At 56.7% G+C, this 23,592-nt stretch carries 17 protein-coding genes; 6 read left to right on the top strand and 11 right to left on the bottom strand.

Going from position 1 to position 23,592, the window contains the following annotated elements; all coding sequences use genetic code 11:
* Positions 1–98: 98 nt before the first annotated feature.
* Positions 99–2,327 carry an FdhF/YdeP family oxidoreductase gene (locus ETAA8_RS24830; protein ID WP_145094916.1) on the top strand — a complete coding sequence of 743 codons (2,229 nt, stop codon included), beginning with the start codon at positions 99–101 and terminating at the stop codon, positions 2,325–2,327.
* Here ETAA8_RS24830 and ETAA8_RS24825 read toward each other — a convergent pair.
* The 4 genes from ETAA8_RS24825 to ETAA8_RS24810 all read right to left on the bottom strand — a co-directional run bounded on the left by ETAA8_RS24825 (position 2,306) and on the right by ETAA8_RS24810 (position 6,505).
* Positions 2,306–2,908 (bottom strand): helix-turn-helix domain-containing protein, encoded by a 603-nt coding sequence (locus ETAA8_RS24825; RefSeq protein WP_145094914.1) that lies wholly within the window; start codon positions 2,906–2,908, stop codon positions 2,306–2,308. The two genes, ETAA8_RS24830 and ETAA8_RS24825, sit on opposite strands and share 22 nt — an antisense overlap.
* A gap of 69 nt (positions 2,909–2,977) precedes the next feature.
* Positions 2,978–4,366 carry a sulfatase gene (locus tag ETAA8_RS24820; protein WP_145094912.1) on the bottom strand — a complete coding sequence of 463 codons (1,389 nt, stop codon included), beginning with the start codon at positions 4,364–4,366 and terminating at the stop codon, positions 2,978–2,980.
* Positions 4,367–4,408: 42 nt separating this feature from the next.
* Entirely contained in the window at positions 4,409–5,491 is a 1,083-nt protein-coding gene (locus ETAA8_RS24815) for a metallophosphoesterase (protein ID WP_145094910.1), read from the bottom strand.
* A 54-nt stretch (positions 5,492–5,545) separates the two neighbouring features.
* A complete protein-coding gene (locus ETAA8_RS24810) occupies positions 5,546–6,505 on the bottom strand; it encodes an SGNH/GDSL hydrolase family protein (RefSeq protein ID WP_145094908.1) in 960 nt (319 codons plus the stop codon).
* Positions 6,506–6,806: 301 nt separating this feature from the next.
* Here ETAA8_RS24810 and ETAA8_RS24805 point away from each other — a divergent pair, with 301 nt between their 5' ends.
* Together ETAA8_RS24805 and ETAA8_RS24800 are read left to right on the top strand one after the other, a co-directional pair.
* Positions 6,807–7,802 (top strand): hypothetical protein, encoded by a 996-nt coding sequence (locus ETAA8_RS24805; RefSeq protein WP_145094906.1) that lies wholly within the window; start codon positions 6,807–6,809, stop codon positions 7,800–7,802.
* 299 nt (positions 7,803–8,101) lie between these two features.
* The gene (locus ETAA8_RS24800) at positions 8,102–12,142 is read left to right on the top strand and encodes a vWA domain-containing protein (RefSeq protein WP_145094904.1); all 4,041 of its coding nucleotides are present in this window, start codon (positions 8,102–8,104) and stop codon (positions 12,140–12,142) included.
* A gap of 88 nt (positions 12,143–12,230) precedes the next feature.
* Here ETAA8_RS24800 and ETAA8_RS24795 read toward each other — a convergent pair whose 3' ends face one another.
* Both ETAA8_RS24795 and ETAA8_RS24790 read right to left on the bottom strand, forming a co-directional pair.
* Positions 12,231–12,818, bottom strand: coding sequence for a DJ-1/PfpI family protein (locus ETAA8_RS24795; protein ID WP_145094903.1), 588 nt, complete (start codon positions 12,816–12,818; stop codon positions 12,231–12,233).
* Positions 12,819–12,853: 35 nt separating this feature from the next.
* The gene (locus ETAA8_RS24790; RefSeq protein ID WP_315851578.1) at positions 12,854–13,516 is read right to left on the bottom strand and encodes a uracil-DNA glycosylase; all 663 of its coding nucleotides are present in this window, start codon (positions 13,514–13,516) and stop codon (positions 12,854–12,856) included.
* Between the two features lie 563 nt (positions 13,517–14,079).
* Between ETAA8_RS24790 and ETAA8_RS24785 the strand changes: the two genes are divergently transcribed.
* Together ETAA8_RS24785 and ETAA8_RS24780 are read left to right on the top strand one after the other, a co-directional pair.
* A complete protein-coding gene (locus ETAA8_RS24785) occupies positions 14,080–15,021 on the top strand; it encodes a DUF1559 domain-containing protein (RefSeq protein WP_145094900.1) in 942 nt (313 codons plus the stop codon).
* Between the two features lie 87 nt (positions 15,022–15,108).
* Positions 15,109–15,396, top strand: a complete 288-nt coding sequence (locus tag ETAA8_RS24780) for a hypothetical protein (RefSeq protein WP_145094897.1) — start codon at positions 15,109–15,111, stop codon at positions 15,394–15,396.
* A gap of 30 nt (positions 15,397–15,426) precedes the next feature.
* Here ETAA8_RS24780 and ETAA8_RS24775 read toward each other — a convergent pair whose 3' ends face one another.
* Together ETAA8_RS24775 and ETAA8_RS24770 are read right to left on the bottom strand one after the other, a co-directional pair.
* Positions 15,427–16,623, bottom strand: a complete 1,197-nt coding sequence (locus tag ETAA8_RS24775) for an N-acetylglucosamine-6-phosphate deacetylase (RefSeq protein ID WP_145094894.1) — start codon at positions 16,621–16,623, stop codon at positions 15,427–15,429.
* A 75-nt stretch (positions 16,624–16,698) separates the two neighbouring features.
* A complete protein-coding gene (locus ETAA8_RS24770) occupies positions 16,699–17,178 on the bottom strand; it encodes an ExbD/TolR family protein (RefSeq protein WP_202921253.1) in 480 nt (159 codons plus the stop codon).
* 159 nt (positions 17,179–17,337) lie between these two features.
* Here ETAA8_RS24770 and ETAA8_RS24765 point away from each other — a divergent pair, with 159 nt between their 5' ends.
* Positions 17,338–18,543: an iron-containing alcohol dehydrogenase gene (locus ETAA8_RS24765; RefSeq protein WP_145094888.1), complete on the top strand. Its 1,206-nt coding sequence runs from the start codon at positions 17,338–17,340 to the stop codon at positions 18,541–18,543.
* Positions 18,544–18,604: 61 nt separating this feature from the next.
* Here the strand turns inward: ETAA8_RS24765 and ETAA8_RS24760 are convergent, their stop codons facing one another.
* The 3 genes from ETAA8_RS24760 to csrA all read right to left on the bottom strand — a co-directional run bounded on the left by ETAA8_RS24760 (position 18,605) and on the right by csrA (position 23,510).
* Positions 18,605–21,466 carry an alpha/beta hydrolase gene (locus ETAA8_RS24760; protein WP_145094885.1) on the bottom strand — a complete coding sequence of 954 codons (2,862 nt, stop codon included), beginning with the start codon at positions 21,464–21,466 and terminating at the stop codon, positions 18,605–18,607.
* A 229-nt stretch (positions 21,467–21,695) separates the two neighbouring features.
* Positions 21,696–22,964, bottom strand: a complete 1,269-nt coding sequence (locus ETAA8_RS24755) for a DUF1501 domain-containing protein (protein ID WP_145094882.1) — start codon at positions 22,962–22,964, stop codon at positions 21,696–21,698.
* A 339-nt stretch (positions 22,965–23,303) separates the two neighbouring features.
* Positions 23,304–23,510 carry a carbon storage regulator CsrA gene (csrA, locus tag ETAA8_RS24750; protein ID WP_145094879.1) on the bottom strand — a complete coding sequence of 69 codons (207 nt, stop codon included), beginning with the start codon at positions 23,508–23,510 and terminating at the stop codon, positions 23,304–23,306.
* Between the last annotated feature and the right edge of the window lie 82 nt (positions 23,511–23,592).

Below are 23,592 nucleotides of genomic sequence, written 5' to 3'. Positions count from 1 at the left end.
TTGCGTGACAAGTTTGACAGTTGAATGCTTCGGATTTCTCGGCAATTGGGCTACACTAAAGTTATCTCCCGCAACCCTCCCTTCACACCCGCTCTCCCATGCCAAAAGTCAAAAGTGGTGGTGGCTTTCGTGCCATCTGGTACACGCTGAAGAAATCTCGCGAGGTCGGCGGCATCTGGAAGATGTTCCAGGCCATGCGCACCAAGAACGCGTGCAAAACGTGCGCTCTGGGAATGGGCGGGCAAAAAGGAGGCATGGTCAACGAAGCGGGGAGTTGGCCGGAGTTCTGTAAAAAGTCGTTGCAGGCAATGGCCGCCGACATGCAGGGGGCGATCAAGCCCGAGTTCTGGAGCACGTATAGCGTGCCGCAACTTCAGCAGTTTTCGCCGCTCGACTTAGAAACCTGCGGTCGACTCACCCAGCCCGTCGTGTTGGAAAAAGGATCGCAGTATTACAAGCCGATTTCCTGGGAAGATGCATTCGCGCGGATCACATCCAAGCTAAAGCAACTCACGGCGAACGAGACCTTCTGGTACTTCAGCGGCCGCAGCTCCAACGAAGCAGGCTTCTTACTTCAGCTGTTTGCGCGGTTGTATGGCACGAACAATGTCAACAACTGCAGCTTTTATTGTCACCAGGCCAGTGGCGTTGGACTGACGACTTCGCTCGGCACAGGCACGGCAACGGTCACGCTGGAAGATGTCGAGAAGGCGGACCTGGTGTTTTTGATCGGCGGAAATCCTCCCAGCAATCATCCGCGGCTGATGTCGTCGCTGATGATGGTCCGCAACAAAGGTGGCAAGGTCGTTGCGATCAATCCCGTGATTGAAACCGGCTTGGTCAATTTTCGCATTCCCAGCAATATGTGGAGCCTGTTCTTCGGTACCAAGGTTGCCTCGACTTACGTGCAGCCTCACATCGGTGGCGATCTGGCGCTGCTTGTTGGCATCGCCAAGCGAGTCGTTGAACTGAAGGCCCATGACGAAGCCTACCTGCTTGACCATTGCGAGGGTGCCGACGCTTGGCTAGCCAAGATTGCTGCAACGCCCTGGGACGAAATTGAGCGGAAATCGGGTGTTACGATCGGCGAGATCGACGACATGGCCCGGCAATACGCGGCGGCCAAGCGAGTCAACTTCTGTTGGACGATGGGTATTACGCATCATGCAAACGGCGTCGAGAACGTGCAGGCCATAGTCAATCTCGCGTTGTTGCGCGGCATGATTGGCAAGGAAGGTTGCGGAGTGATGCCGATCCGCGGCCATTCGAACGTGCAAGGCATCGGCAGCATGGGTGTTACGCCCAAACTGAAAGACAGTGTGTTTGCGGCCCTCGAACGGGAGTTTGCCGTGCAGCTGCCGACCACGAAGGGGCTCGATACGCTCGGCTGCATGGAGGAGTCGTTTGCCGGCCGGCTGAAGTTTGGCCTCTGCCTCGGCGGCAACCTATATGGCAGCAATCCGGAAGCGACTTTCGCGGCAGCATCGCTGGCGAAGCTCGAAACGCTCGTTTACCTGAGCACCACGCTCAATACTGGCCATGCTCACGGACTTGGTCAGGAGACTTTCATCCTGCCCATGCTGGCCCGCGATGAAGAACCCCAGTCCACGACGCAGGAGTCTATGTTCAACTACGTCCGCCTCAGCGATGGTGGTCCTGCACGGCATGTAGGACCCAAGAGCGAAGTGGAAGTGGTGGCGACCATGGCCTCGCAAACACTGGGCGATCAAGGGCCCATTGATTGGTCGTCGATGCAGAACACCGGCAAGATCCGCGAGGCGATCTCGAAGGTCGTTCCTGGTTTCGAACAGCTGGCAACCATCGGCGAAACAAAGCAAGAGTTTCAGATTCCCGGACGCACGTTCCATAAGCCCAAGTTCCCGACCCCTTCGGGCAAAGCGATCATGCACGTCCATCAAATTCCGGAACTTCGCGGGGGTGGCGAACAGCTTCGCTTGATGACTGTTCGGAGTGAAGGCCAGTTCAACACGGTCGTTTACGAAACGGAGGACTTGTATCGCAACCAGACCCGCCGCGACGTCATTCTGCTGCATCCTGACGATGTGCAGCGACTGGGACTTGAAGAGAATCAGCAGGTGACAATCCGCAGCGAGGTGGGCGAGATGAAGAATATCCTCGTGCGGCCATATCCCGAGATTCGTGCAGGGAACGCACTCATGTACTATCCCGAGGCAAACGTGCTGGTGCCGCGGACTGCTGATCCGTATTCCAAAACGCCTGCGTTCAAGAACGTGTTGGTGACAATCGCCGTTCCGGTCGCACAGCAAGTTACAACGCCAGGGGCTCAGTTGCTTAAGATCTCTTGATGCAAGCTGAGAAAGAGTTCAACGTCGCCGAGCGTAGCCCCGATCTCACGTGCAATCTGCTGCGGCGACCATTCTTGCTTTGCGAGTCGCTTGGCGCGATCTGCCTGAGCGGGCGACAACACATTGTTGCCGTGCGGCGGAACCGGAAGAGGTGGCACATTTCCCTCGGCAGCTTCGATCCGTTCTAGCGTTTCACGCCCACCGACGAACTCTGGAGATTGGCGGTCACCGTGTTGCTCGGCATGCTGCAACAACGATTCCAGCCGCTGGCAATGTTCGCGAGCAACGATCATCAGCGATTGCAAGGCCAACATCTTTGCGTCGATCTCCCCTTTAATGTCGCGAGCCATCTCGTGCATTTCGACTTGCCAGCGGAGCAAATCGTTGGGGGCGTTTTCGAAAGCAGTCTCGCGCGCTTTCGGAGCGCATGCCTTTTTGATCTCGCTCGGATCCGCTTCCGACTCTTTCGACCGCCGCTGCCGGAACCAGTTCCCTCGCAAGACGACCAGGCAAATGATTGCCAGCGCAGCAGCGAGCCCATAGGTGCTGAAGAGATTCGCTAGCAACAGCGGTGGCATCATGCGGCGGATAGTACTCGCGGCGGAGTCTAAAGACCAAGGTCAGTTTGCCGCGAAATTACCCGCGCCCAGCTATTCGTTTTTGGGGGCGTTCTTTTTTTTACCCTGGCCTTTCGCCGCGGGATTGCCGCCCCACAGCGGCTTGGCCAACTCCGCGTTCCAAGCGTCCCACTTGGCTTGCAGCTCGCGAACCTTTTCTGGCATTTCTGCTGCCAGATCCTTCGTTTCGCCGATGTCGTCTTTCAAGTTATAGAGTTTGGCTTTGCTAGTGGTCTTCGGCAGGTTGGGATCGAGGTCGGCGGTGGTGTCGTAGCGAACCAGCTTGTAGGCGCCCATGCGAATTGCTGACTGCGAACCAAAGCGCCAGTAGAGTGCGTCGTGTGGCGGCTTATTGGTAGCGTTGCTTACGTAGGTATATAGATCGACGCCATCGGCCTTGAACTCCACTGGTGGCTTTGCACCTGCGGCGGCAAGCATCGTCGCATGTAGATCGAGTTGAATGACCGGATGTTCGTACGTGCTGCTTTCAAACTTGCCGGGCCAATGCACGACGAAGGGGACGCGGATGCCGCCCTCAAGGGTGGTCCGCTTCGAACCTCGCAACGGCTTGTTGATTGAGCCGTTCACGGTCACACCGGGCATGGTAGGGCCGCCGTTATCGCTGATAAACATAACCAGCGTGTTTTTGTCGGTGCCGGTAGCCTTGAGCTTTGCGATCACTCGGCCAATTGCATCGTCCATGGCCGACATCATCGCCGCATAAGTCCGCCGCTGCTTGTCTTCGATATGGGCGAACTTCTGCAGCCTTGGATCATCGGCTTGCATGGGAGTGTGAACCGCATTGAACGCCAGGTAGAGAAAGAATGGATTGGCTTTCTGTTTCTCTATGTAGACTTCTGCCTCACGTGCGAAGGCATCAGTCAAATACTCCTTCTCTTGAACCGGTTCGTTGCCGCGCAAGATTCCTTTGTCGTCGAAGTAATCGTGCGCACCGCCGAGAAAGCCATAGAACGTCTCAAAACCTCGCAGATGCGGATGATACTCAGGTCGATCGCCGAGGTGCCACTTGCCGACAAGTGCAGTCTTGTAACCAGCTGCTTTGAGATGATCGGCGATGGTTTTCTCGGTAGTGGGCAAACCAGTTGCGACTCCGGGGTTGAATTCATGACCAAACCGCTGCTGGTAACGGCCCGTCAGCAAGCCTGCGCGCGTCGGTGAGCAGTAAGGCCCCGTGACGTAGCCATTCGTGAATCGTGTTCCAACTGCGGCAAGTTTATCGAGGTGAGGCGTGGGAATATCCTTGCAGCCGTGAAAGCCAACATCGGCATAGCCCATGTCATCACCAACAATTAGCACAATGTTTGGCTTTGTACTCGATGAAGGTGCTGCGTTCTGCGCCAGCAAAATGCCGGCAGCCAGCATGTGAAACAGAAAAGACGCGCCTAACAGGAGCTTCTGCATGATGGACATTCCCAACAGGAAATTGGTAGTCGGTGATGTGAACTAGGATTTGGCAACTTTCAAGTCACGCTGCCAAACTTGCGGCGTCCACTTCGATGTTTGCCAGCGATCGGTCGTTGCCAATTCACGCACAGTGAGTTTGCCGGGAGCGATCTCGAAGTAGAAAAAGGCTTGCGCGTCGCTGCGAAAATGAGCGCCGTTGTCGACATTAAACAGGTCGAAGCCTCGATCGGCTTTCGTTGCGGTGCCGTTCCATTTGAGAACATTCCGCGCGTGCGTGTGGCCGTAGAGAATCGCCACCACGTTGTACCCGGCGATGGCCGCATGGAATGAGCGAGCATCGCAGGGATGCCACTCTTTGCCGGCATTCTTTTCATCCATCTCGCAGGGGCCGGAGTATCGCTGTACATCAATGTGGTGTGTGATTACGACAGGTCGGCCACTTTCGCCTACCGATTTTTGCAGATCGTCTAACAAGAACTCGAGACTATCGAGCGGGTTGTAGCGCCGTGGCTGCGATTTGTCTTTAGTGCTACCGACGACGATGCCCAGGTTGATGAAGTGAACCTGATTGCCCGCCGTCCCCCAGTCCCACGAGTAATGCTGACCATTGGCCGACACGTTTTTGACGCCGGCTCGCTTCTTGTTCCGCTGCTTGATTCCGTCGATGGCGATGCCAGTGCCGCGCGGGCCATCGTGATTGCCGTGCACCTCGTACACCGGGAACTTTAGTTTTCCATCGTTACCCGTCAGACCAAAATCGGCAGTGAATGCTTCCCATTCGGTCTGCTGCATCTTTTCATGAACACCGCCGCTCTTATCGCCAGTGTCGATCAGATCGCCAGCGTGAATCACACCATCAATTGGAGCCACTTCGCCTCCCCCTGCTTCGGCCGAGATGGCTTTGCCGGGAAGCGAGTTCAGCGTTTGCACCAATTGCGAAGTGACAACAGCCGAATCGGCAAACATTTCGCCCGGCGATTCTTTGTTAGCCAGGTAGTGAGTATCGCCAATCAGAGCGAAGGCCACCGGTTTCTGTTTGTCAGCAGCCCATGCGGGACGAAGTGCGAGCGAAGCAGATGCGCCGGCGAGGGTGCCAAGTATTTCGCGACGAGTGAGTTGCATCAGGAGGTGCTCCGAGAGAGGCGTAAGCAAGTTTGGATGAGGAGGAAGGGCAAATTATTTGAGGAGGTCATTAAGCTTGGCGGTGATTTCTTCGGCTTTCTTCGTCGCTTCTTCAATTGGCAGGCCTTTGGCGACCCCAGGTCGCTTGTGCCCAGCAGTGCCAACGTAAGAATCCCTTAGCGTCGACAAGCGTTGCTGAATTAGGGGGAGCGCTTCGGCTGGCAACTTGCGACCTGCGAAGTAATCTGCCGACGCTTTCGCATTTGTGATTTTGCTGTCTCCCAGCGCTGCGATCAACTGCTGGGCCATGAACCAGTGACCATCGCTATTGGGGTGAACTCCATCGGGCTGCATGGTGAACTTTGGTTCCGTTTGCCGCTGCTTCTTCACCGCGGTCGTCATGGCCGAGTGCAGGTCAATCACTACCCAGCCTTGTTCCCGCTGCTTGACCAGCCAGTCGCTGTAACGGTCGAGGACTTCGTTGTAGGAGAGTGACTTTGGTGAACGCAAGTCGTCGTAAAACGGTGGGGTGATAATGATCAGGTTCGCGCCGGCACCTTCGACCTTTTCCTTTAGTTTTTGCCAGCCTTGCTGATATCTGGCAAATCGTTCGGCATCCAAGGGCTGATAGATGCCGCAGTTAATGCCATAGCAAGCGAACACGAGGTCGGGTTTTACCAGGGGTAGCACACGATCGAGTCGCTCGAACAAATCGGGCCGGGGAAACTTGCCGCCGGCATGTCCCTCTTCGCTCAGTCCCGAGACGGTTTCGCTGGCTAACCCGCAGTTAATCACCGTGGGTGTCTTTTCCCAGCGATTGGCCACCAGCCAGGCATCGAACAATCCGACGTATTGCCCCGAGGCCGTAATGCTATCCCCGAGGAACAATATCCGCTGCGATTTTTTTACTAAGTCGAGAGGTTTCACCTCTTCGGCAGTCAGATTGCTGGATGTAACGACGAGTAGCAGCATCAGGAACGTGAAATCGATCCTTCGAGTAGCAGCGATGTACATCGAGCGGGCTTTCGCGAGAGAGGTTTGGTGGGAGATTGAACGTGGACTCGATAACGCCACACGTTAGCCGCTCAGCAAGTGGCGGTAAAGCGCGAGACAGCCAGCCGGGCAATCGTTCCCGCCGCATCCACCTGCCGCAGTCGGTACGGTTTTGCTGGCAAGCAAGGTTTGCTTCATCAGCCAAGTCGCCGGTTTCCGATAGCCAGTGAGTCTGACTCGCTTGGGAAGCGAGCTTGGCCGGGCTCGCGCAGTTGGACTACGCGAGCATCGATTGGCAAGACATCGTTGAGGAGCGGCTGGGATGAACCGTTCGCTAGAAGCACTGGCTATCTTTACGATCTGCTTAGGCGGAATTCTCGCCGCCGTGCGCATTTCGTCAAAAGATCAAGTGGCTCTCAGCCGCAATATGGCCGAGGAAAAAAATGTGCCGGCCGTGCCTGCCAAGGCCAGCAGTTCGGCCACTGAGCAGTCGGAAGAGGAAGGCTGGCAATTTGCCAACTCCGCTCCTTCCGGTTGCCTCGCTTTCGAACACGGCTGCGGGCTCGATCGGGGTGAAGGTCGCGTATATTCGGCGTTTCCTCCGCTTGTATCGCCTGCGGCATTTGTTCGGAGCGCGATTCGCTCGGCACCGTTGCCAGTGTTCGTGTTGCCTGATGAGTCGGCTCAACTTGAAGCTTCGGCAACCGGATATGACGCAGCCTACGATGCCGCAGTGCTGGGGTATCAGAAGACAGACACCTTCTCTTACGACGAGATGGCCGCCGAATATGCTGCCGCAGAGTTAGCCGCCGCTGGCGTGGACGACAAGCAGGGATCGTTCAGTAGCGATTTCCAGTCCGCCGGCGACTTCGCCGCCTGGCAGTCACTGCATTCTCGCTGGCAGGCTCTTAGCAATTGGAGTTCCTCGCAGGTTGCTCACTATGATTTTGCCTACCTGGCACCCGCTCGCCGAGCGTTCGAGATGCGTTGGTCGATGTCGCTCCTTCCTAAAATGCTGAACAGCCCCAAAGTTCGCTCCGAAGCCCGCCGCCAACTGCTGCTCCGCCAACGAGCCGGGTCGGCAGCCTCTGATTGTATTACCTGGGACGACTATCTCGCCTTTGCCGACCGACGTCTCGCTGATCGCCATGAGGCAACCACTTCGAGTTTTGAACCAGCCCTGTCGCTCCTGCAGCAATCTTCGCAGACCTTGGCCGATTATTGCCAACTTGCCGAGTCGCTTCTGCATCAGGCCGGTCAACAGTTGCAGCGAGTGGCTCGCCATGAAAATCGCGACACGTTTTGGTCGCCGCGTTAGTCAGCCGTCCTAAATTGCCGGGACTACCACCCCAAAGGCTGGATTCCATTGGCGTACACTTGGGGCTGGGAGAGCTGGTGCCCACAAGTGAAAATTGCCAGTCAAAGATGCTCGAAATTGTCCAGTGGGGCAATTTCCATTTTTTTGATAGCGTAAGCCCTTCCGACTGAATAGAATGGGCTCTGGCGATAGCACAAATCGCCATTCATGCAGGGGCGCAGGCTTCAGGGGCGACGGCAGTCTCTTCTCGGAACAGAGGATACTCACGCCGTCACGTCACCGTTGTTCGGAGTTCACTTATGTCGATGCGCAGTCAATTCTGGCTGGCAGGTCTGACGGTTTTTGTTCTCTCGGCTGCAGTTCACGCTGCACCGCCGGCTGATTCAGCCCGGCTAGCCACGTACGAGAACGCCGCCGGCGAGATGTTTTTCGCCGCGAGTCTGGTCCCTGAAAAGGGAAGCGACCCGCAACAAACGAATGAAGTTGTCGTGCTGTTCGATACTTCGGCCAGTCAGGCCGGTATCTACCGCGATGACGCCCTATCTGCTCTGCGAGCCATGCTCGCGAAGCTTGGCCCCAGCGACCGCGTTAAGCTGGTTGCGGTCGACCTGAACGCAGTGGAAATGTCTCGCGGCTTTGTCGCCCCTACGGGTGCCGACATGGATGCGGCCATTGCCAAATTACAACAGCGGGCACCACTCGGCGCCACCGATTTGCCGTTGGCACTGGAAACAGCTGCCGACAGCTTTGCTCCCGGCAAGGCTGCTCACAGCATCGTGTATCTGGGCGATGGCAACAGCAAAGCCAACATCCTCACCACTGATCGTTTGGCCGACTCGGTCAATCGCCTGGTGAAGAACAAGGCTGCAGTCACCAGCTATGTGGTGGGTAAAGACGCCAACGTCGCAATGTTGGCCGCTTTGGCCAATCAAACCGGCGGTATGGTTCGCACCAGTGGCCAGCTTGATCCCACACTAAATGGATTGGCGCTTGGGGCTGCCGTTCGCGGCACCGTGATGTGGCCGATCGCTTCGACTCTGCCCAAATCGATGTCGGCTGTTTATCCGCAGCAAGTTCCTCCGCTCCGATCAGATCGCGATACGATCTTGGTCGGCAAGCTTGCCAATCGCGATGCCGCTACGATCAAAATTAGCGCCGACATGAACGGCCAGACGGTCGATCTCAACTGGAATGTCGCTCCTGAAAAGTCGTCGGAAGACTTCGCTTTCCTGCCACGACTGGTTGAAATTGCTCGCCAGGATCGTGGCCTGTCGATGCCGACTGTCGGCACCGCTGGTTTGCGAGAAGCAGCGATCACCACTCTGCAGAGCGCCGAACAATTGGCCAAACTCGGTCAAGAAGCACTCGCTTCGGGAAACACCAGTGGCGCGTTGCACGTAGCTCATGCGGCACTGGCCCGCGATCCGCAGAACCCAGGTGCCATTGCCCTGCGAGATGCTGCTCAGCGTCAAGCGGGCATTGTGACGGCCGCTCGTGGTGAGCCAGATCTGAATCTCGTCAATTTGCAACAACCGGCTCCGGTTGAAGGTCAACCCTTGCTTGCCGATGAAGGTGCGCCCCTCATTCGTCAGTTTGACGAATTGAATCAGGTGAACCAACAGCGGATGCAGGCTGAAGTCGAGCTCCAACTGAACGAAGCTCGACGGAACATGGCTACCAGTCCAACGGACGTCGAAGATCAGCTCAAGCGAATTCAGGCCACGATCGAGGCCACACCCGATCTTACAGCTGAAATTCGTCAGCAATTGCGGGAGCGGGTTGAGACCGCCATTCGTGAAGCTCGCCGCGAGTCAGTGGTCGCTCAAGAACGGCTGGCCACAGCTCAAGAGAAAATCGCGATCGGCAAAGAACTCGAACGAATCAATCACGAGTTGATTCTGGGTGAGCAACGCCTCAAGCAGGTTATGGAACGCTTTACTTCGTTGATGGAGGAAGGCCGCTATCAGATTGCGGATGACGAAGTGGCCACCGAAGTCGAACGTCTGGACCGCGAAGCAGCAATGACTCGCCGTAGCAGCGTGCTGGCCGAATCGGTGACCACCGCTGGTCGCATGCAACGAGGTTACTTTCAGCTGACCGAAGTTCAGCGACTACGTCGCAAGAACTTCCTCGAAACCTTGTATCTTGTCGAACTTTCGCATATTCCGTTTCCGGATGAACCACCAATTGTTTATCCGCCAGCTGAACGTTGGGAAGAATTGACGCTTCGACGCAGAAAGTACGCGTCGGTCGACCTAGCCAAGCAAGGCAGCAAAGAAGAGAAGGTTTATAAGGCCCTGAACGAGGACACGACGCTAGAATTCGTCGATACACCGCTCAAGGACGTGATCACGTATCTGGCCGACAATCACGACATCACGATTGTTCTTACCAAGAAGATCGAAGATGCCGGCGTTCAACCCGATCAACCGATTACCAAGAACCTGAAGCAAATCAGCTTGCGTTCTGCCTTGCGGCTTCTCCTGGGCGACTTGAATCTCACCTACATGGTGAAGGACGAAGTGCTCAAGATTACGACTGTGGAAGACGCCCAAAGTCCAGAAAACATGTCGACAAAGGTTTACCCAGTGGGTGACCTTGTCGTGCCGATCTCCAACAACAACCTGCTCGGCGGTTTGCTGGGCGGGATGATGGGAGGAGGAATGGGCGGTGGCATGGGTGGTGGCATGGGTGGAGGAATGGGCGGTGGTATGGGCGGTGGTATGGGTGGGGGTGGTATGGGTGGCGGTGGCTTGTTTGCCGTCGAAGACGACCTCAACCTCGGTGCCAAAAAGCCCGCTCCGGCTCCAGCAGCCAAGCCAGTTGAAGAACCAGCTGCAATTCAGCCCGAAGTTCGTCGTCCAACTGCAATCACTGGCAAGCAAATCTCGCTCGCCACGGACGGTTCGTATGACAGCTACTTTGCTGCACAAAAGGCAGAAATCAAGGCAACGATTGAAGCCAACAACGATGCGGCTCCTCAGGCTCGTCAACTGATGGCTGATATTCGTGAATCGATCCGTCAACTGATGGACGAGAAAAAGTTCGGCGAAATCACCACGCTGATCCAGGCTGCCATGCGGCAGGGATGTGTGGAGCACTGGATGTATGAGGCTCTTGGTCTCGCCATGCAAGCCAATCATGCATCGCCCGAAGAACTCGAACGGGCACTGATGTCAGCTGTCGACTTCGCAAACTCCGAAGACGAAGTGTTGTTCATTGTCGCCTACATGCACAAAGCAGGCTTGCATAAGCGAGCCCTGCAAATGTGCCAGCAGGTAACAGCAGCCAATCCTTCGCGGCACGATGCTTACTTGCAAGGTCTGCAACTCGCCCAGCGATTGAACGACACCAAAGCCATTGAATGGGCTTGCGTCGGCATTCTCAGCCAGTCGTGGACGAAGGAGCAGCAACACCTGGCAGCTAATGCATTTCGTACGGCCAAGGCAACTCACGACCAATTAGTTGCTGAAAAGCGAACTGCAGAAGCTAAACAACTGAACGAAGCTGTTCGCAAGGCAGGCGAGCGAGATTGCGTCGTCATTGTCTCTTGGACGGGTGATGCGGATATCGACCTATCGGTCGAAGAGCCAGCCGGCACGATTTGCTCCTTCCGTCAGCCTCGCTCCACGAGCGGCGGTGTCTTGTTGGGAGATGTTTCGTCAATTGAAGCTGGCAAAACGACCGATGGCTGCAAAGAAGTTTACGTTTGCGGCGAAGGATTCGATGGTCAATATCGCGTCGCGCTTAAGAATGTGTGGGGCAAGCCCACCGGCGGAAAAGTAACTATCGATATCTACAGCCACTATGGCACTCCTCAGCAGAAGATGATTCATGAGCAAATTCCACTCACGGACAAGAATGCTGTAGTGGTGTTTGAAATGAAGGATGGCCGCCGAAAGGAAGCCCTTCCCGAAGCGCAGGTGGCTCAAGTCGCTCGCGTGCAGAATGCAGTGAACCAAGCGATTTTGGCCCAGCAGATGGCTGGCTTAAATAACAACTCTGGCAACGCCGCTCAGAACTTTGCGAACTCGCAGGGTTTGAATCAAGCACTGGCCAATCGCCTTGGCTTCGGTCGCAATGCCGCCGTGGGTTATCGTCCGCAGATCACGATTTTGCCGGAAGGTGCTCAGTTCATGTCGAATGCGGTAATCTCGGCTGACCGTCGTTATGTCCGCGTCTCTCCTTCGCCTTCGTTTACCTTGATTGCCGAAGTTTACACATTCAACTTCGTTAGTGGTCAACAGACTCAGCAGCAAGGTGGCCAAGGCCAGAACAACCAACAGAACCAAAACAACGGCCAAGGTGCCGGCGCTGGTGGCGGTGGCGGTTTCTTCTAATCGATAATTTAGCGACCATTACTACCTGATTGATCGAACGCAGCGTCCCGAGGTCTGCTTGAACTCGGGACGTTTTTTTTGAGCCAATTCAAGTTTCGATCTTTGTGCCAAGCACTGTAAGGAATTGTCCAATCCAAGCGGGATGGGCTGGCCAGGCGGGGGCAGTCACCAGATTGCCGTCGGTGTAGGCATTATCGAAAGTGCTCGCAGCGGCAACGTATTCGCCGCCGGCCAATTCCACTTCTGCTTGACAAGCCGGGTAGGCGCTGAGTTTCCTGCCAACAATTACTTTGGCTGCAGATAATAGCTGCGGCCCGTGACAGACGGCCGCAATCGGCTTGTTGGCGTCGGCAAAGTGTCGCACGATCTCAAGTACGCGCGGCGTCATTCGCAGGTACTCCGGAGATCGACCTCCTGGAATTACGAGGGCATCGTACTTGGTCTCGTCGAGCCCTTCGAAGGTCGCCGTGATCCGAAAATTGTGACCGGGTTTCTCACTGTAGGTTTGATCGCCTTCGAAATCATGGATCGCGGTGCGAACCGACTCGCCAGCCTTCTTTCCTGGGCAAACCGTATCGACCTGGTGGCCCGCCAAGAGCAGCATCTGGTAGGGGACCATTGCCTCGTAATCCTCCACGTAGTCTCCTACCAGCATCAGCAGTTTCTTCTGAGGCATTCGCGTCCCTTTCAGCTAAATGAACTAACGCTCTGTTATTTGCGGGCAGCAGGATCGATGCCCATATCGCGAAGCATCATTTGCAGGTCTTCCCACACAAACTTCTTGGCATCTGGGTTTCTGAGCAAATAGGCCGGGTGATAAGTGGCCACCACTTTGCTGCCGCGATAATCGTGGAACCGCCCACGTAACTTGCCAATCGACTCGGTCGTTTCCAAAAGGGCCTGCGCGGGAGTCGCCCCCACACAAACGATGTACTCCGGGCGCAACACCGCAAATTGTCGCTCGAAAAAGTTGCGACAGTTGCTCACTTCGTCGGGTTCGGGCTTGCGGTTATCGGGCGGACGGCAGCGAAGCACGTTCATGATGTAGACATCTTCTCGTTTGAACGTGCAGGCCTCGATGATCTTGGTCAGCAGTTGTCCCGCGCGCCCCACGAACGGTATGCCTTCGCGATCTTCGTCCGCGCCTGGCGCTTCACCAAAAAAGACGATTCGCGGCGTGATATTGCCGTCGCCAAAAACGGTTCGGGAGCGGTTTCGCACCAGTTGCTGGCAGGCAATGCACCCGGCAACTTCCTTACGCATTTTTTCGAAGACTTCCAAGCGCTCTTCCCGGCTCAGAATCGCTCCATCCCACGGCAGCAGTCGCAACGAAGGAGTTGTCGATGTGGTTCCAGCAACAGCTTTACGTGGCATAGGTTCAAGGTTCGCTGAGGAGTTGGAGGGAAATGCTTGCGCAGTCCTTGGAGTTTGAGGAGTTGCAGTTGGCAAGGCTGGACTGCTAGCTACAACGAGTGGCCGCGACACATCTGTTGGCAGCGCTCCGATTTGTTGCACGCCATATCCCCGCAGCGATTCAAGTTGCTGGACGATCAGACGGCGGATAGTTTCGGAGTCACTCATGGTTTTTTAGTACAAATCTTTGGTCAGGAGCCCACAGGCCTGAATTTAAGCCATCATCCCCAAGCGGTCGAGAACCCGCTTATTCGCTTGGGGTTTAGCAACTTTTTTCGCAGGACCACTTGACTAGTCGCCGACGCAAGCACATATTCTTGCAATTGAGACTCAGTCTTAATTAACGACTTTGTTCGTTAAGGTTGGCTAGTCTCTTTGGTAATAACCAGCCAGGCAATCGTAGCGCATCTTTATTCGCGCCGCGTCCTCGCCAGTGATGCCCACTCCATCCGGTTTCGCGTGTGTGCGAAACCTCTTTCCCCTGTGCTTCCCGAAGAAGCATCTTTCCGCTGGAGGAGCGTGTTATGGGTATTCGCATTGCTTGCGCGGTTCGTCGTCGTTGCCGCGGGTTTACGTTGGTTGAGTTGCTTGTAGTGATTGCGATCATTGGAGTTCTCGTCGCGCTGCTGTTGCCGGCTGTGCAAGCCGCACGCGAAGCAGCTCGGCGCATGTCATGCACCAGCAAGATGAAGCAAGTGGCCCTGGCCACTCACAACTTTCACGATACCTATTTGAAGTTTCCCTATGCCACGCTCGACTACCAGCCTGGCCGAGAAAGCGACACCACCGGAACTTGGTATACGGCGCATATTCAGATTATGCCCTTCATGGAGGGCGATGCTCTGGCGCGACGTTGGGATCCCACCAAGCCACGCGGCAGCACCGACGATACTGACGGCGATGGCTTTACCAACGCCATGCTGACGCAAATGAAAATTCCGGTCTACACTTGCCCAACGATGACCCCACCCTCAGAGCCGCTGACAGAAAATCGTTCTCCCAGCAGCTATATCTTTTCCGCTGGGACGCATGACGGCCAACTCTATGCTTACGGCACCGAACCAGTATGGAACGGGGCCATTATTCCCCTGAAAAACGAGGTCAAGACTGCGACCGCATTAAATACGCAGCCGACCAAGATGAGAGATATCACGGACGGTACGTCCAACACATTATTCTTGGGTGAATCCGATTTCGCCCCCGCAGGCAGGCCCTCGAAGGTGTACGGGGGGCTCTGGCAGTACGGTTACATCGGATACAGCATGGGAACCACTTATCATCCGTTCAACAAGCATGATTGGGCGGTCGGAACTTCAATGTATAGCGCGTTCCGTAGTCAGCATCCGGGTGGAGCAAATTTCGCCCTCGCAGATGGGTCGGTTCGATTTGTCGCTCAGGGCCTCGATAACACCATCTATCAAGCGGCAGCAACTCGCGATGGCGGTGAAGCCTTAACGCTGCCTTAGTAACGCAATCGAGTCGTTTGATTTACAAACGCAGCGGTGGCGGTCCCGCTGCTGCTTCGTTCATCTTCTATCTCCAGCGGTTGATTTATGAAAGCCTCGATTCAAATTGCCTTGGCGCTCGTATGCTTTGTTTCGGTCATCTTGGCCGGGTGTGATGGAACGCCTAAACCACCTGCGTCGCTTCCCACTCAAACTGCGCTCTCAGTGGACGAATGGAAGAAAATGACGGACATTCCGGAAAAATACGACGGCGTAACGCTTGATCGACTGCGCATGGCAGATCCGCGTCTGAAAAACGAGCGGGCATGGCAAGCTTTCATGAAGCAAAACGTCATTCCCGAGCGAAAGAAAGATATTCCAGGCAGTCCAGGGTAGATGCGCAGCTGGCAGCCCGAATTCTAACCCCTACGCGAAACTCAACTCTCGGCCGTCGATGAACACTTTCTCGATGGCCAATTCTTTACTCAGCACCAGCACATCAGCCCGCTTTCCTTTTTCCAAACTGCCGAGTTCGTTGTCTTGCCCAGCGATTCGAGCCGGGGTGAGTGAAGCCATCCGGATCACTTCCCACAGAGGGCGCCCCGTTAGTCGTTGAAATGTGCGAACCATGTGGTCCATACCCATGCAACTCGACGCTAGCGCTTTGCCATCGAGCGTCATGCCGACATCGTCCTGCTTCAACAAGGGCTCGCCCCCTTGCAACGGACCAATCAGATACTGACCGTTGGGCATATCGAGCGCGCGACTCGTGTCGGTGACCAACGCCAGCCGATCGGGCCCTTTGATCTTGAGCGCAAGCAGCAAAAGTCCCGCATCCAGATGTTTTCCATCGGCAATTACTTCGGTGGTGAGTTCGTCATAGTACAGCGTTGCTTCGAGCACGCCACCTTGCATCGGATACATCTGAAATTGCCGCAGCTTACTTTTGTCCGACATTGCACAGTACAGATGATCGACGTGCCGCACGCCCCACTCGACGGCAGCAGTCATCTGGTCAAATGTCGCCCAAGAATGTCCGACGTTGGTTCGCACTCCCTTCAAACGGCAAGCCAAGGCGAACTCCTTGGCTCCCGGCAATTCGGGCGCGACTGTGGCTGTCACTAGGTCGCTGGCATACGCGAGATACTGTGAAAACTCTGCTTCCACCGGCGGGCGAATGGGACCTCCGGGATGCGCACCGCGGGCTTCGTAGCGAAAGTACGGGCCGTAGAAGTGAGCACCCAGTACACGAGCGCCGTTTGGCTCGGGCGAATGTCGAAATTGACGCGTCTGTTCGAGTGTCGCCATAATCTGCTCGTGCGTGGCCACCGTCGTGGTGGCAGCCAGCCGAGTCGTGCCGTGCCGTGCGTTGGCCCTGAGTGCCAGTCGAAACGCTTCCGCCGTTCCATCCATGAAGTCACCGCCAGCACCGCCGTGCACATGCAAGTCAATGAAGCCCGGCGAGATGAAGCCATCTTCGACGTCAATGACTTCCGCTTGTGGAGGCAGTGGAGCATTGGCCGGCAGCACTGCTTGAATCCGTTCGCCCTGCACGACGAGCGCGCCCGGTTCAATGCGATCAGGCAATACGAGTTGACCGCGAAAGACGAGAGGTAACGACATGTGGCGGCTCGGCGATAGGATGATTGGCTGCGATTGGACGCAGCATAACACAGCCCGCGTCTTTCATCGCAACCCTCAAGACCGCGGCGGCGCAAACTTGATTTTCTCGATCAGCTTGATCGTTGCTCCACTTGCCCGATCGATGCGCCCGGAAACTGCGGTGATCGCGGCAACCGTGTGTTCGTACTTCAAGTTCGCGTCGCACTGCAATTCGACTTCGGCCAAGTTGCGCAGCGAACCGTCTCCCACCATAGCCGCCAGACGCTGGTGCATTCGGTCCCAGCGATCGGGGCCGGTGAACTCCACGTCAGCCAACTGCACACGCGTACATTCACCGGCTTCGTTCGATTGCAATCGCAGCACAATGGGCGGCAATCGCTCATCTCCGCCTGGTCCCAGACCAACGTGCGGCATGCGAATTTGAAAGTCCCCCTCAGCCGCGCTGACTCGCAGCGTCATGCAGAAAAAAGTCAGCAGCTGGAAGACAATATCGATCATTGGCGTCATATCGATGGCGATCTTGCTCGGCTTGAAGCGATTCCATTCGGGTTTCATCGCCACGACCCTTGCCATCAAATTCAAAAGTGCAGACAACCGATTCGCCCCTTCATTCGCAACTCGCTCGCCCACTTATTCCCGAAGAGCTGCGTTAGCTTTGTTACAATTGCAACTCGGCCAAGCGAACCGTCTTCACTTAACCAACTAATTCCAACCATGCGCAACACCTGGACTTTTCACTCAGCGGGACAACTCATCTTTGGCAATGGCGCCGTCAACCAGCTCGGCCAGCGGTGCTTAGAGCGAAATTGGCAGCGAGTTCTCGTTGTGACCGATCAGCACCTAGTTAAAGCGGGCATTGCCCCCCGAGTTGATCAACTACTGCGCGAGGCCGATTTGAATGTGCAAGTGTTCGATCAGGGGGCAGCGGAGCCGAGCGTGGCGCTGGCAGTGCAATTGGCCGAGCAAGCCAAGGCATTTTCGCCGGATGCAATCGTCGGCCTCGGTGGCGGCAGCAATATGGATTTGGCGAAGATTGCCGCTGTGATAGTGACGCACGGCGGCCCCCCGAGTCGCTATTTCAGCTTTAACAACGTTCCTGGACCAGTGCTGCCAATCATCGGTGTGCCGACGACGGCTGGCACGGGAAGCGAAGTCTCGCACGCTGCAGTACTCACCGATACCGAAAACCATATCAAAGTCAGCACGCTTAGTAACCACTTGCGGCCCACCTTGGCGGTGGTTGATCCAGAGCTCACTTACACCTGCCCGCCGAAGGTGACTGCCGATAGCGGCATCGATGCCTTGACGCATGCAATCGAAGCCTTGACGGCGATTGACTACTCGCTCCTGCCGATTCCGCCCGAAGACGATGTGGCCTACTGCGGTGCGCATCCGTTGGGGGGATGTTTGGCGGAGAAAGCCATCGAACTTGTTGGTCTACACTTAGCCACGGCAGTTGCCGATGGCTCGAACCGCGCGGCCCGCGAAGGGATGGCGTTAGCCTCTACTCTGGCCGGGCTGGCTTTTTCGAATTGTGCCGTGGCACTTGTCCATGCGTTGGAGTACCCGCTTGGTGCGGTGCTCCATTGTTCTCACGGAGCCGGAAATGGTCTCCTGCTCCCTTATGTGATGCGGTTCAACTTGCCGGAGCGGACGTCTCAGTTCGCACGCATCGCCCGACTCCTGGGCGAAGACACCCGCGGCACGACGGAGCCTGAAGCAGCCGAACGCGCAATCTTTGCCGTGGAACGACTACGAGCTCGAATTGGCATCCCCGCGAGAATTCGCGAGCTTGGTGGCACGCGCGAGCAACTGCCAACATTCGCAAGTAAGGCCTATGCCATCAAACGTCTACGCGATGTGAATCCTCGGGTCGCCAGCGAGCAAGACCTGCTGGCAATACTGGAAGCAGCGTTTTGATGAAGCCCTTCTAGCGGCCGCGCTGTTCGTTCAGTTCAAAGCCAAACAGTTGTCAAGTTACCTATCGCGGCGTGATTATCGCCGGCGCCTTCGCAGTATCGGTAGGTCGGAACGCCCAATAAGTCTGGCCGTCGAGTTCGTTGGATTTCAGCCAGGTGCGACGTTCGGGCGGTAGTGAGCCGAAGAGCAAATGGAGATCGCGAAGGACAGGATCGCTTGCCCCGTAGTACGAGTGTCCCCACGGGCCGCCGTCGATGGCAGAGACATCAATCGTGTGCATGCCGGCGACGAGTACCAGTCCGCGGCTGGTATCACCCGCGCGAGCATTGCGATGGAAGAATCGCGACGCGCCGAGGGCGATATCGTTGGCCGAGGCATAGAGCGTGACCTGTTTGGCAGTCCGCTGAATGGCCGGCGCAATATTGTCGCGGAAGTCGTCGGCGTCGATATCGGGTGCGGCGAGCACCACCTGGTTGAACATCCGGGCCTGATCTCGCAGTTCGAGGTCGATCTCGCGCAACGCGGTTGTCAGCGCGCGATTGCCCATGCTATGTGCGACAAGGTTCACCGCTTTGGCGTCGGTGTGGGCAACAATATCGAGCAGGAACTGCTTGAGGTGCGGCGTCGCCCAGCCCACGTTCGTTTCGTCCTTGCCATACGTCAGCAGGAAGTACTTATCTGCAGGCCAGCTGAAGAAGACGGGCGCGCCGCGCAGCTCCAGGTCCTTCGCCATTTGCGCCGTGCGGCGAGCGGCATCTTCGAAGGTAACATTGAAGCCGTGCACAAATACTAGCAACTCGCGTTCGGGCGATTGATGAACCTGTGCCTTCAGTTGTTCGTAGAACGCCTGATCTTGCAAGCGAACGGTCTTGCGCAGCACGATGTGCTTGCTGACGTCTTCGCGAACTTCGAGGCGAAGGATCGATGGGCCTTCGAGCTCACCTGGTTTGTGCGTTTTGGGAATCGTCACTTCGCAGATGCCACGTTCGACGCGGCCACGCTCGCTCTTTTCGGCCGAATACTTGGGCTCTTCAAGCGAGGCCCGTTCGGCAATGGCGATCGTCTCGCGCACGCTGTACCAAGTGGCCAGAGTGCTTAGCACGATTAGCAGCGAAGTACCAATCAACCAAGTTAACTGGCGAGCCGCCATGACCACTCCGACTCCCATGAGGCTGAGCAGAATCAAAATTGCCGGTGGTGTGAAGCGAATCAAACGCTGCACCAGGCCATCTTGATTGACGATTATCGGCAGACGGTCTGTACCATAAAACACGCGCACGACGTCGAACGGCTCGTCTGTCTTCACCGGCGGAAGAGTGACTTCCTGCGGCGCGGTGGCCGCTTGTGCACCGGCAATTTCCTCCAACACCGGAGCGGCATCGTTGGGAGCTGCAGATTCAGGTGCAGATGGCTGCACGAACGCCGGCGCTTCAAACATCGGCGATTCGAAAGCTGGCGCGGGCGCGGCGGGTTCAACGGGCGTCGCTTCAACGGCTGCCGGCACTTGCGATGCTTCGGGTTCAACGGTAGCTAAGGCTTGCGGCGCCGTAGGGGGAGTAGCGGGACCAGCACCATCGGCTGGGAAAGCAAACGCCGGTGGAGCAGCCACCGGCGGGTCTGACTTGGTTCCGGGCGAAAGAAACCGCGGAGGATCGTTTGCGGTCACTTCACCTGTCGGCGTTGCTGCCGGAGGAACCGGTGACGGCGGAGTAACCGGCTGGCCATAGCGTTCGCCATAGTCGGCCGGGTTGTAGTCCGACGGTGACGCCGAGCCGCCACTGGGATTTTGCTGCGTCATATTCGGCGCGGGGTATTGCGGAAGTGCGGGGGATAAGTTCGCTCGTGGCAGCGACGAGGAATTCGAACCCGCCACCAATCCACTGCTCAGATTAGAAGCATTCGACTTGGGTAATGAACTGAGCGAATTGGGCTGCACCGAACGCGATGCACCAGGCTTGGGCAAGGCCGAAGAGACACGCGGCAGCTTCGAGTAAGTGCGAACGACCGGCATGGGGCTGGTCACAATCGTTTCCTGAGCAGTAGTCTCCGGCGCGTGCGGCAGCAAGCCGCCTGAGCCCATCGGTTCCGGCACGCGCGATTGGACCGTCAGTGGGCGGGATTCTCCCGGTGCCGGCTCAGCCGGTATGCGCGGCACAAAGGCTGGCGCTTCGGCCGTAGGAACAACGGGGGCCATTGGCATCTGATCAAACTGCCGAACAGGGCGCTCGCCAGCAAGTGGCAACGAATAAGTTCGCAGCGGATTGCCAATGGTCGCTGGAGCAGTTGGTTGGATCGAAGGAGGCGTTGGAACTGGTGCGACTGGGGCCGGAGCGGGAATCACCGGCGGCGTAGTGTCAGCAGGCTCTTGCAGGTCCGCTTTGGGATCGCGGAGCGGATTGGGATCGCCGAGGGCAGGACCGAAATCGCTTGGTGTACTAGCTGTTGGTGGCACCACTGCCGGCATCGTCGTGGCTGGTGGCGCTTCGCTATGGGCAGGATTACTTGGCGCCGGGCTGAACGGAGGTTGTATGAAGTTTTCGCCCGGTTGTGTGCCAACCGGCGGCGCTGGGCTTTGTGGAACTGTTTCCGGCAACAGAGGCGGAGCGCTTGTTGGTGCAGGTGCAGGTTGAAACGGTTGAAAAGTTGTGGCGGGCGCTGGAGTAATCGCGGGTTGCGCAACCGGCGGTGCCGGCGGCCACAGCGGTAAGTCATCGGCCGCAGGGACAATAGCCGGTGCTAACGAAGCTGGTCGACGCGCGATGTAGTCGGCCGGCACCTCCAATGGAGATTGCAATGGCGCGAGCGACGGGGCCAACGAAGATTGGGCGGTAGGCGCCTGCGCATGTTGGCTGCCATCCTCGGCGCTGCAGCCCAAGAGGGCCAGTCCGAGCAACATCGAAATATAGCAACGTAAACGCATCATGCGGCTGCCTCGCTTCCTTGCTAGCAGTTCGCGGCCGACGACAAGCTGCTTACGCAGCGGTCGACGTGTGTCGAGAAGGTCGTATATCGGGCAGTCGACGCTTGAACGACGACTACTTGATAAAAATTGACCGAAAGTGGCCAAATCGCAGTAAAGCGTTTGGCTGGCGAACGTCAGCAATCACCGAAAGTGAAGGAAGGGCAAGCTGCGTAACTTGCCTGCCGATTGATTAGACCAATTCCTTAATCGGGTCACGCTTGTCGGTAAGGTATTGCGGGCGACCAGCGGGGTCGATGATCTGCGTGCGCGAGACATCGATCCCCATGTTGTGATAGATGGTCGAGAAGACCTCTTGCAAGTGAATCGGCCGATCCTTCGCTTCTTCGGCGTTCTTGGTGGTCGAGCCGATGAACTGACCGGTTCGCATGCCACCGCCGGCGAGGAAGCCCATGGCGACGCGCGACCAGTGATCGCGACCAGCGCCCATATTTACGCGCGGCGTGCGGCCGAATTCGCCCCACATAACAATCGTGACGTCTTTCTCCATGCCTCGCTCGTGCAAGTCGTTGATTAAAGCGCTCATGCCTTGATCGAGCCGCGGGAGTTGCTTGCGCAGTGAGTCGAAATTATTAGCGTGCGTGTCCCAGCCACCCCAATCGAAAGTGACGACGCGCACCCCGGCTTCGACCAGACGGCGAGCACGCAGGAATGAATCCATGTCCTTGCCGTAACGTTCACGAACCTTCTTATCTTCCTTGTCCAGGTCGAGGGCATTGGCCACATCGCCCGAAGTCACCACGCCCACCGCACGCTGAGTGAACGAATCGAGCGCCTTCATCTGCCCCGAGCCATCGGTTTCGCGGCGTAGTTTATCGAGGGACGACAGTAGATTCGTGCGAGATTCCAACCGATCGGCGGTCATGCTGCCGACGAGTTTCAGATCGCCGCCGGAAGGACGATACCCCTTGTAGACTGGTCCCAGATAGCCGACGGGTGCATCGTTGTATGCAATGTGCGCCGGAGCGCCGCTGCCCGCGGGGCCGAGCAACTTGCTCACAACCGCGCCGATGCCAGGCCGGCCACCGATGTTTTGTAGGTCTTTGCGGCCGTAGCCCGTTTGTGTATGGAAATTGCTGTGGTCGTCGACCATGCCGATCAGTGAGCGAATGACGGCAAACTTATCGGCCATGGCGGCCAGACGGGGGAAATGTTCGCAGATATCGAAGCCCGAAACGTTTGTCTTGATCGGGTTGAACTCGCCACGGAATTCCCTAGCTGCTTCCGGCTTCAGGTCGAACATGTCCTGGTGCGAAGGTCCGCCACCGAGGTGAATGTTGATTACCGCCTTATTCGAGCTAGTAATGCCCGCAGCAGCTTCGGCCCGATAGAGCCCCGCCAGCGTCAGCCCCCCGAGACCGGCAAACCCCAGCTTGAGCGCACTCCGACGCGAGATGCCATCACAATAACGACCTGTTTTGCCGCACGTGACTTCGAGCATGGAAACATTCCTTTACGGGGGGCGGGGAGGACCTGCGTGGGGGTGAGGACTGCATCCCAATATGTATCAACGACCCAGGATTGTTACACGTCCGGGCAAAATCGATTACAGATTCGGATAAATCCAGCCTCCTTTATACCTATCGGCGGAGACGTATCAATAGATTTCGATGAATTTTCGCGAAACAACCTTTACCGTGTGGGAAATTGTGTCCAAGCCCAGCCATCGGCTCACGCTGTTCCCGCTCGCGCGTTTCAAAGTGCTGCGCACCAAGCAGAGTTTGCTGCGAAGGCGCAGGAGTATTTTCAACGCGGGCAATAGTCGTGCGACTAGAGACTTCTAAAGCGAACCAGATTCGCTCGCAGACGACTGCTCATCCAAGCGTTGCTGCGCGAGCTTCTCTTTAAGCTCTTCACGAACGACGGCGAGGTGAGAAGGAGCTTCGACGCCGATGCGGACGCCGCCACCTTGAATTCGGACGACGGTGATCGAGATGTCGTCGCCAATCAATAACCGTTCGCCAACTTTACGACTGAGCACTAGCATGTTCGCACTCCTTTGCTGGACTGGCTCAAAGAATTCGCTCCCAAGTTTGGAGCGTTCCATTTGCTCGCACGAAAGACTCACT

Origin of the sequence: Anatilimnocola aggregata (assembly GCF_007747655.1) — a bacterium.
GTDB lineage: Bacteria > Planctomycetota > Planctomycetia > Pirellulales > Pirellulaceae > Anatilimnocola > Anatilimnocola aggregata.
The sequence above is the reverse complement of the archived record's forward strand: the minus strand, read 5'-3'. Positions and strand labels throughout refer to the sequence as shown.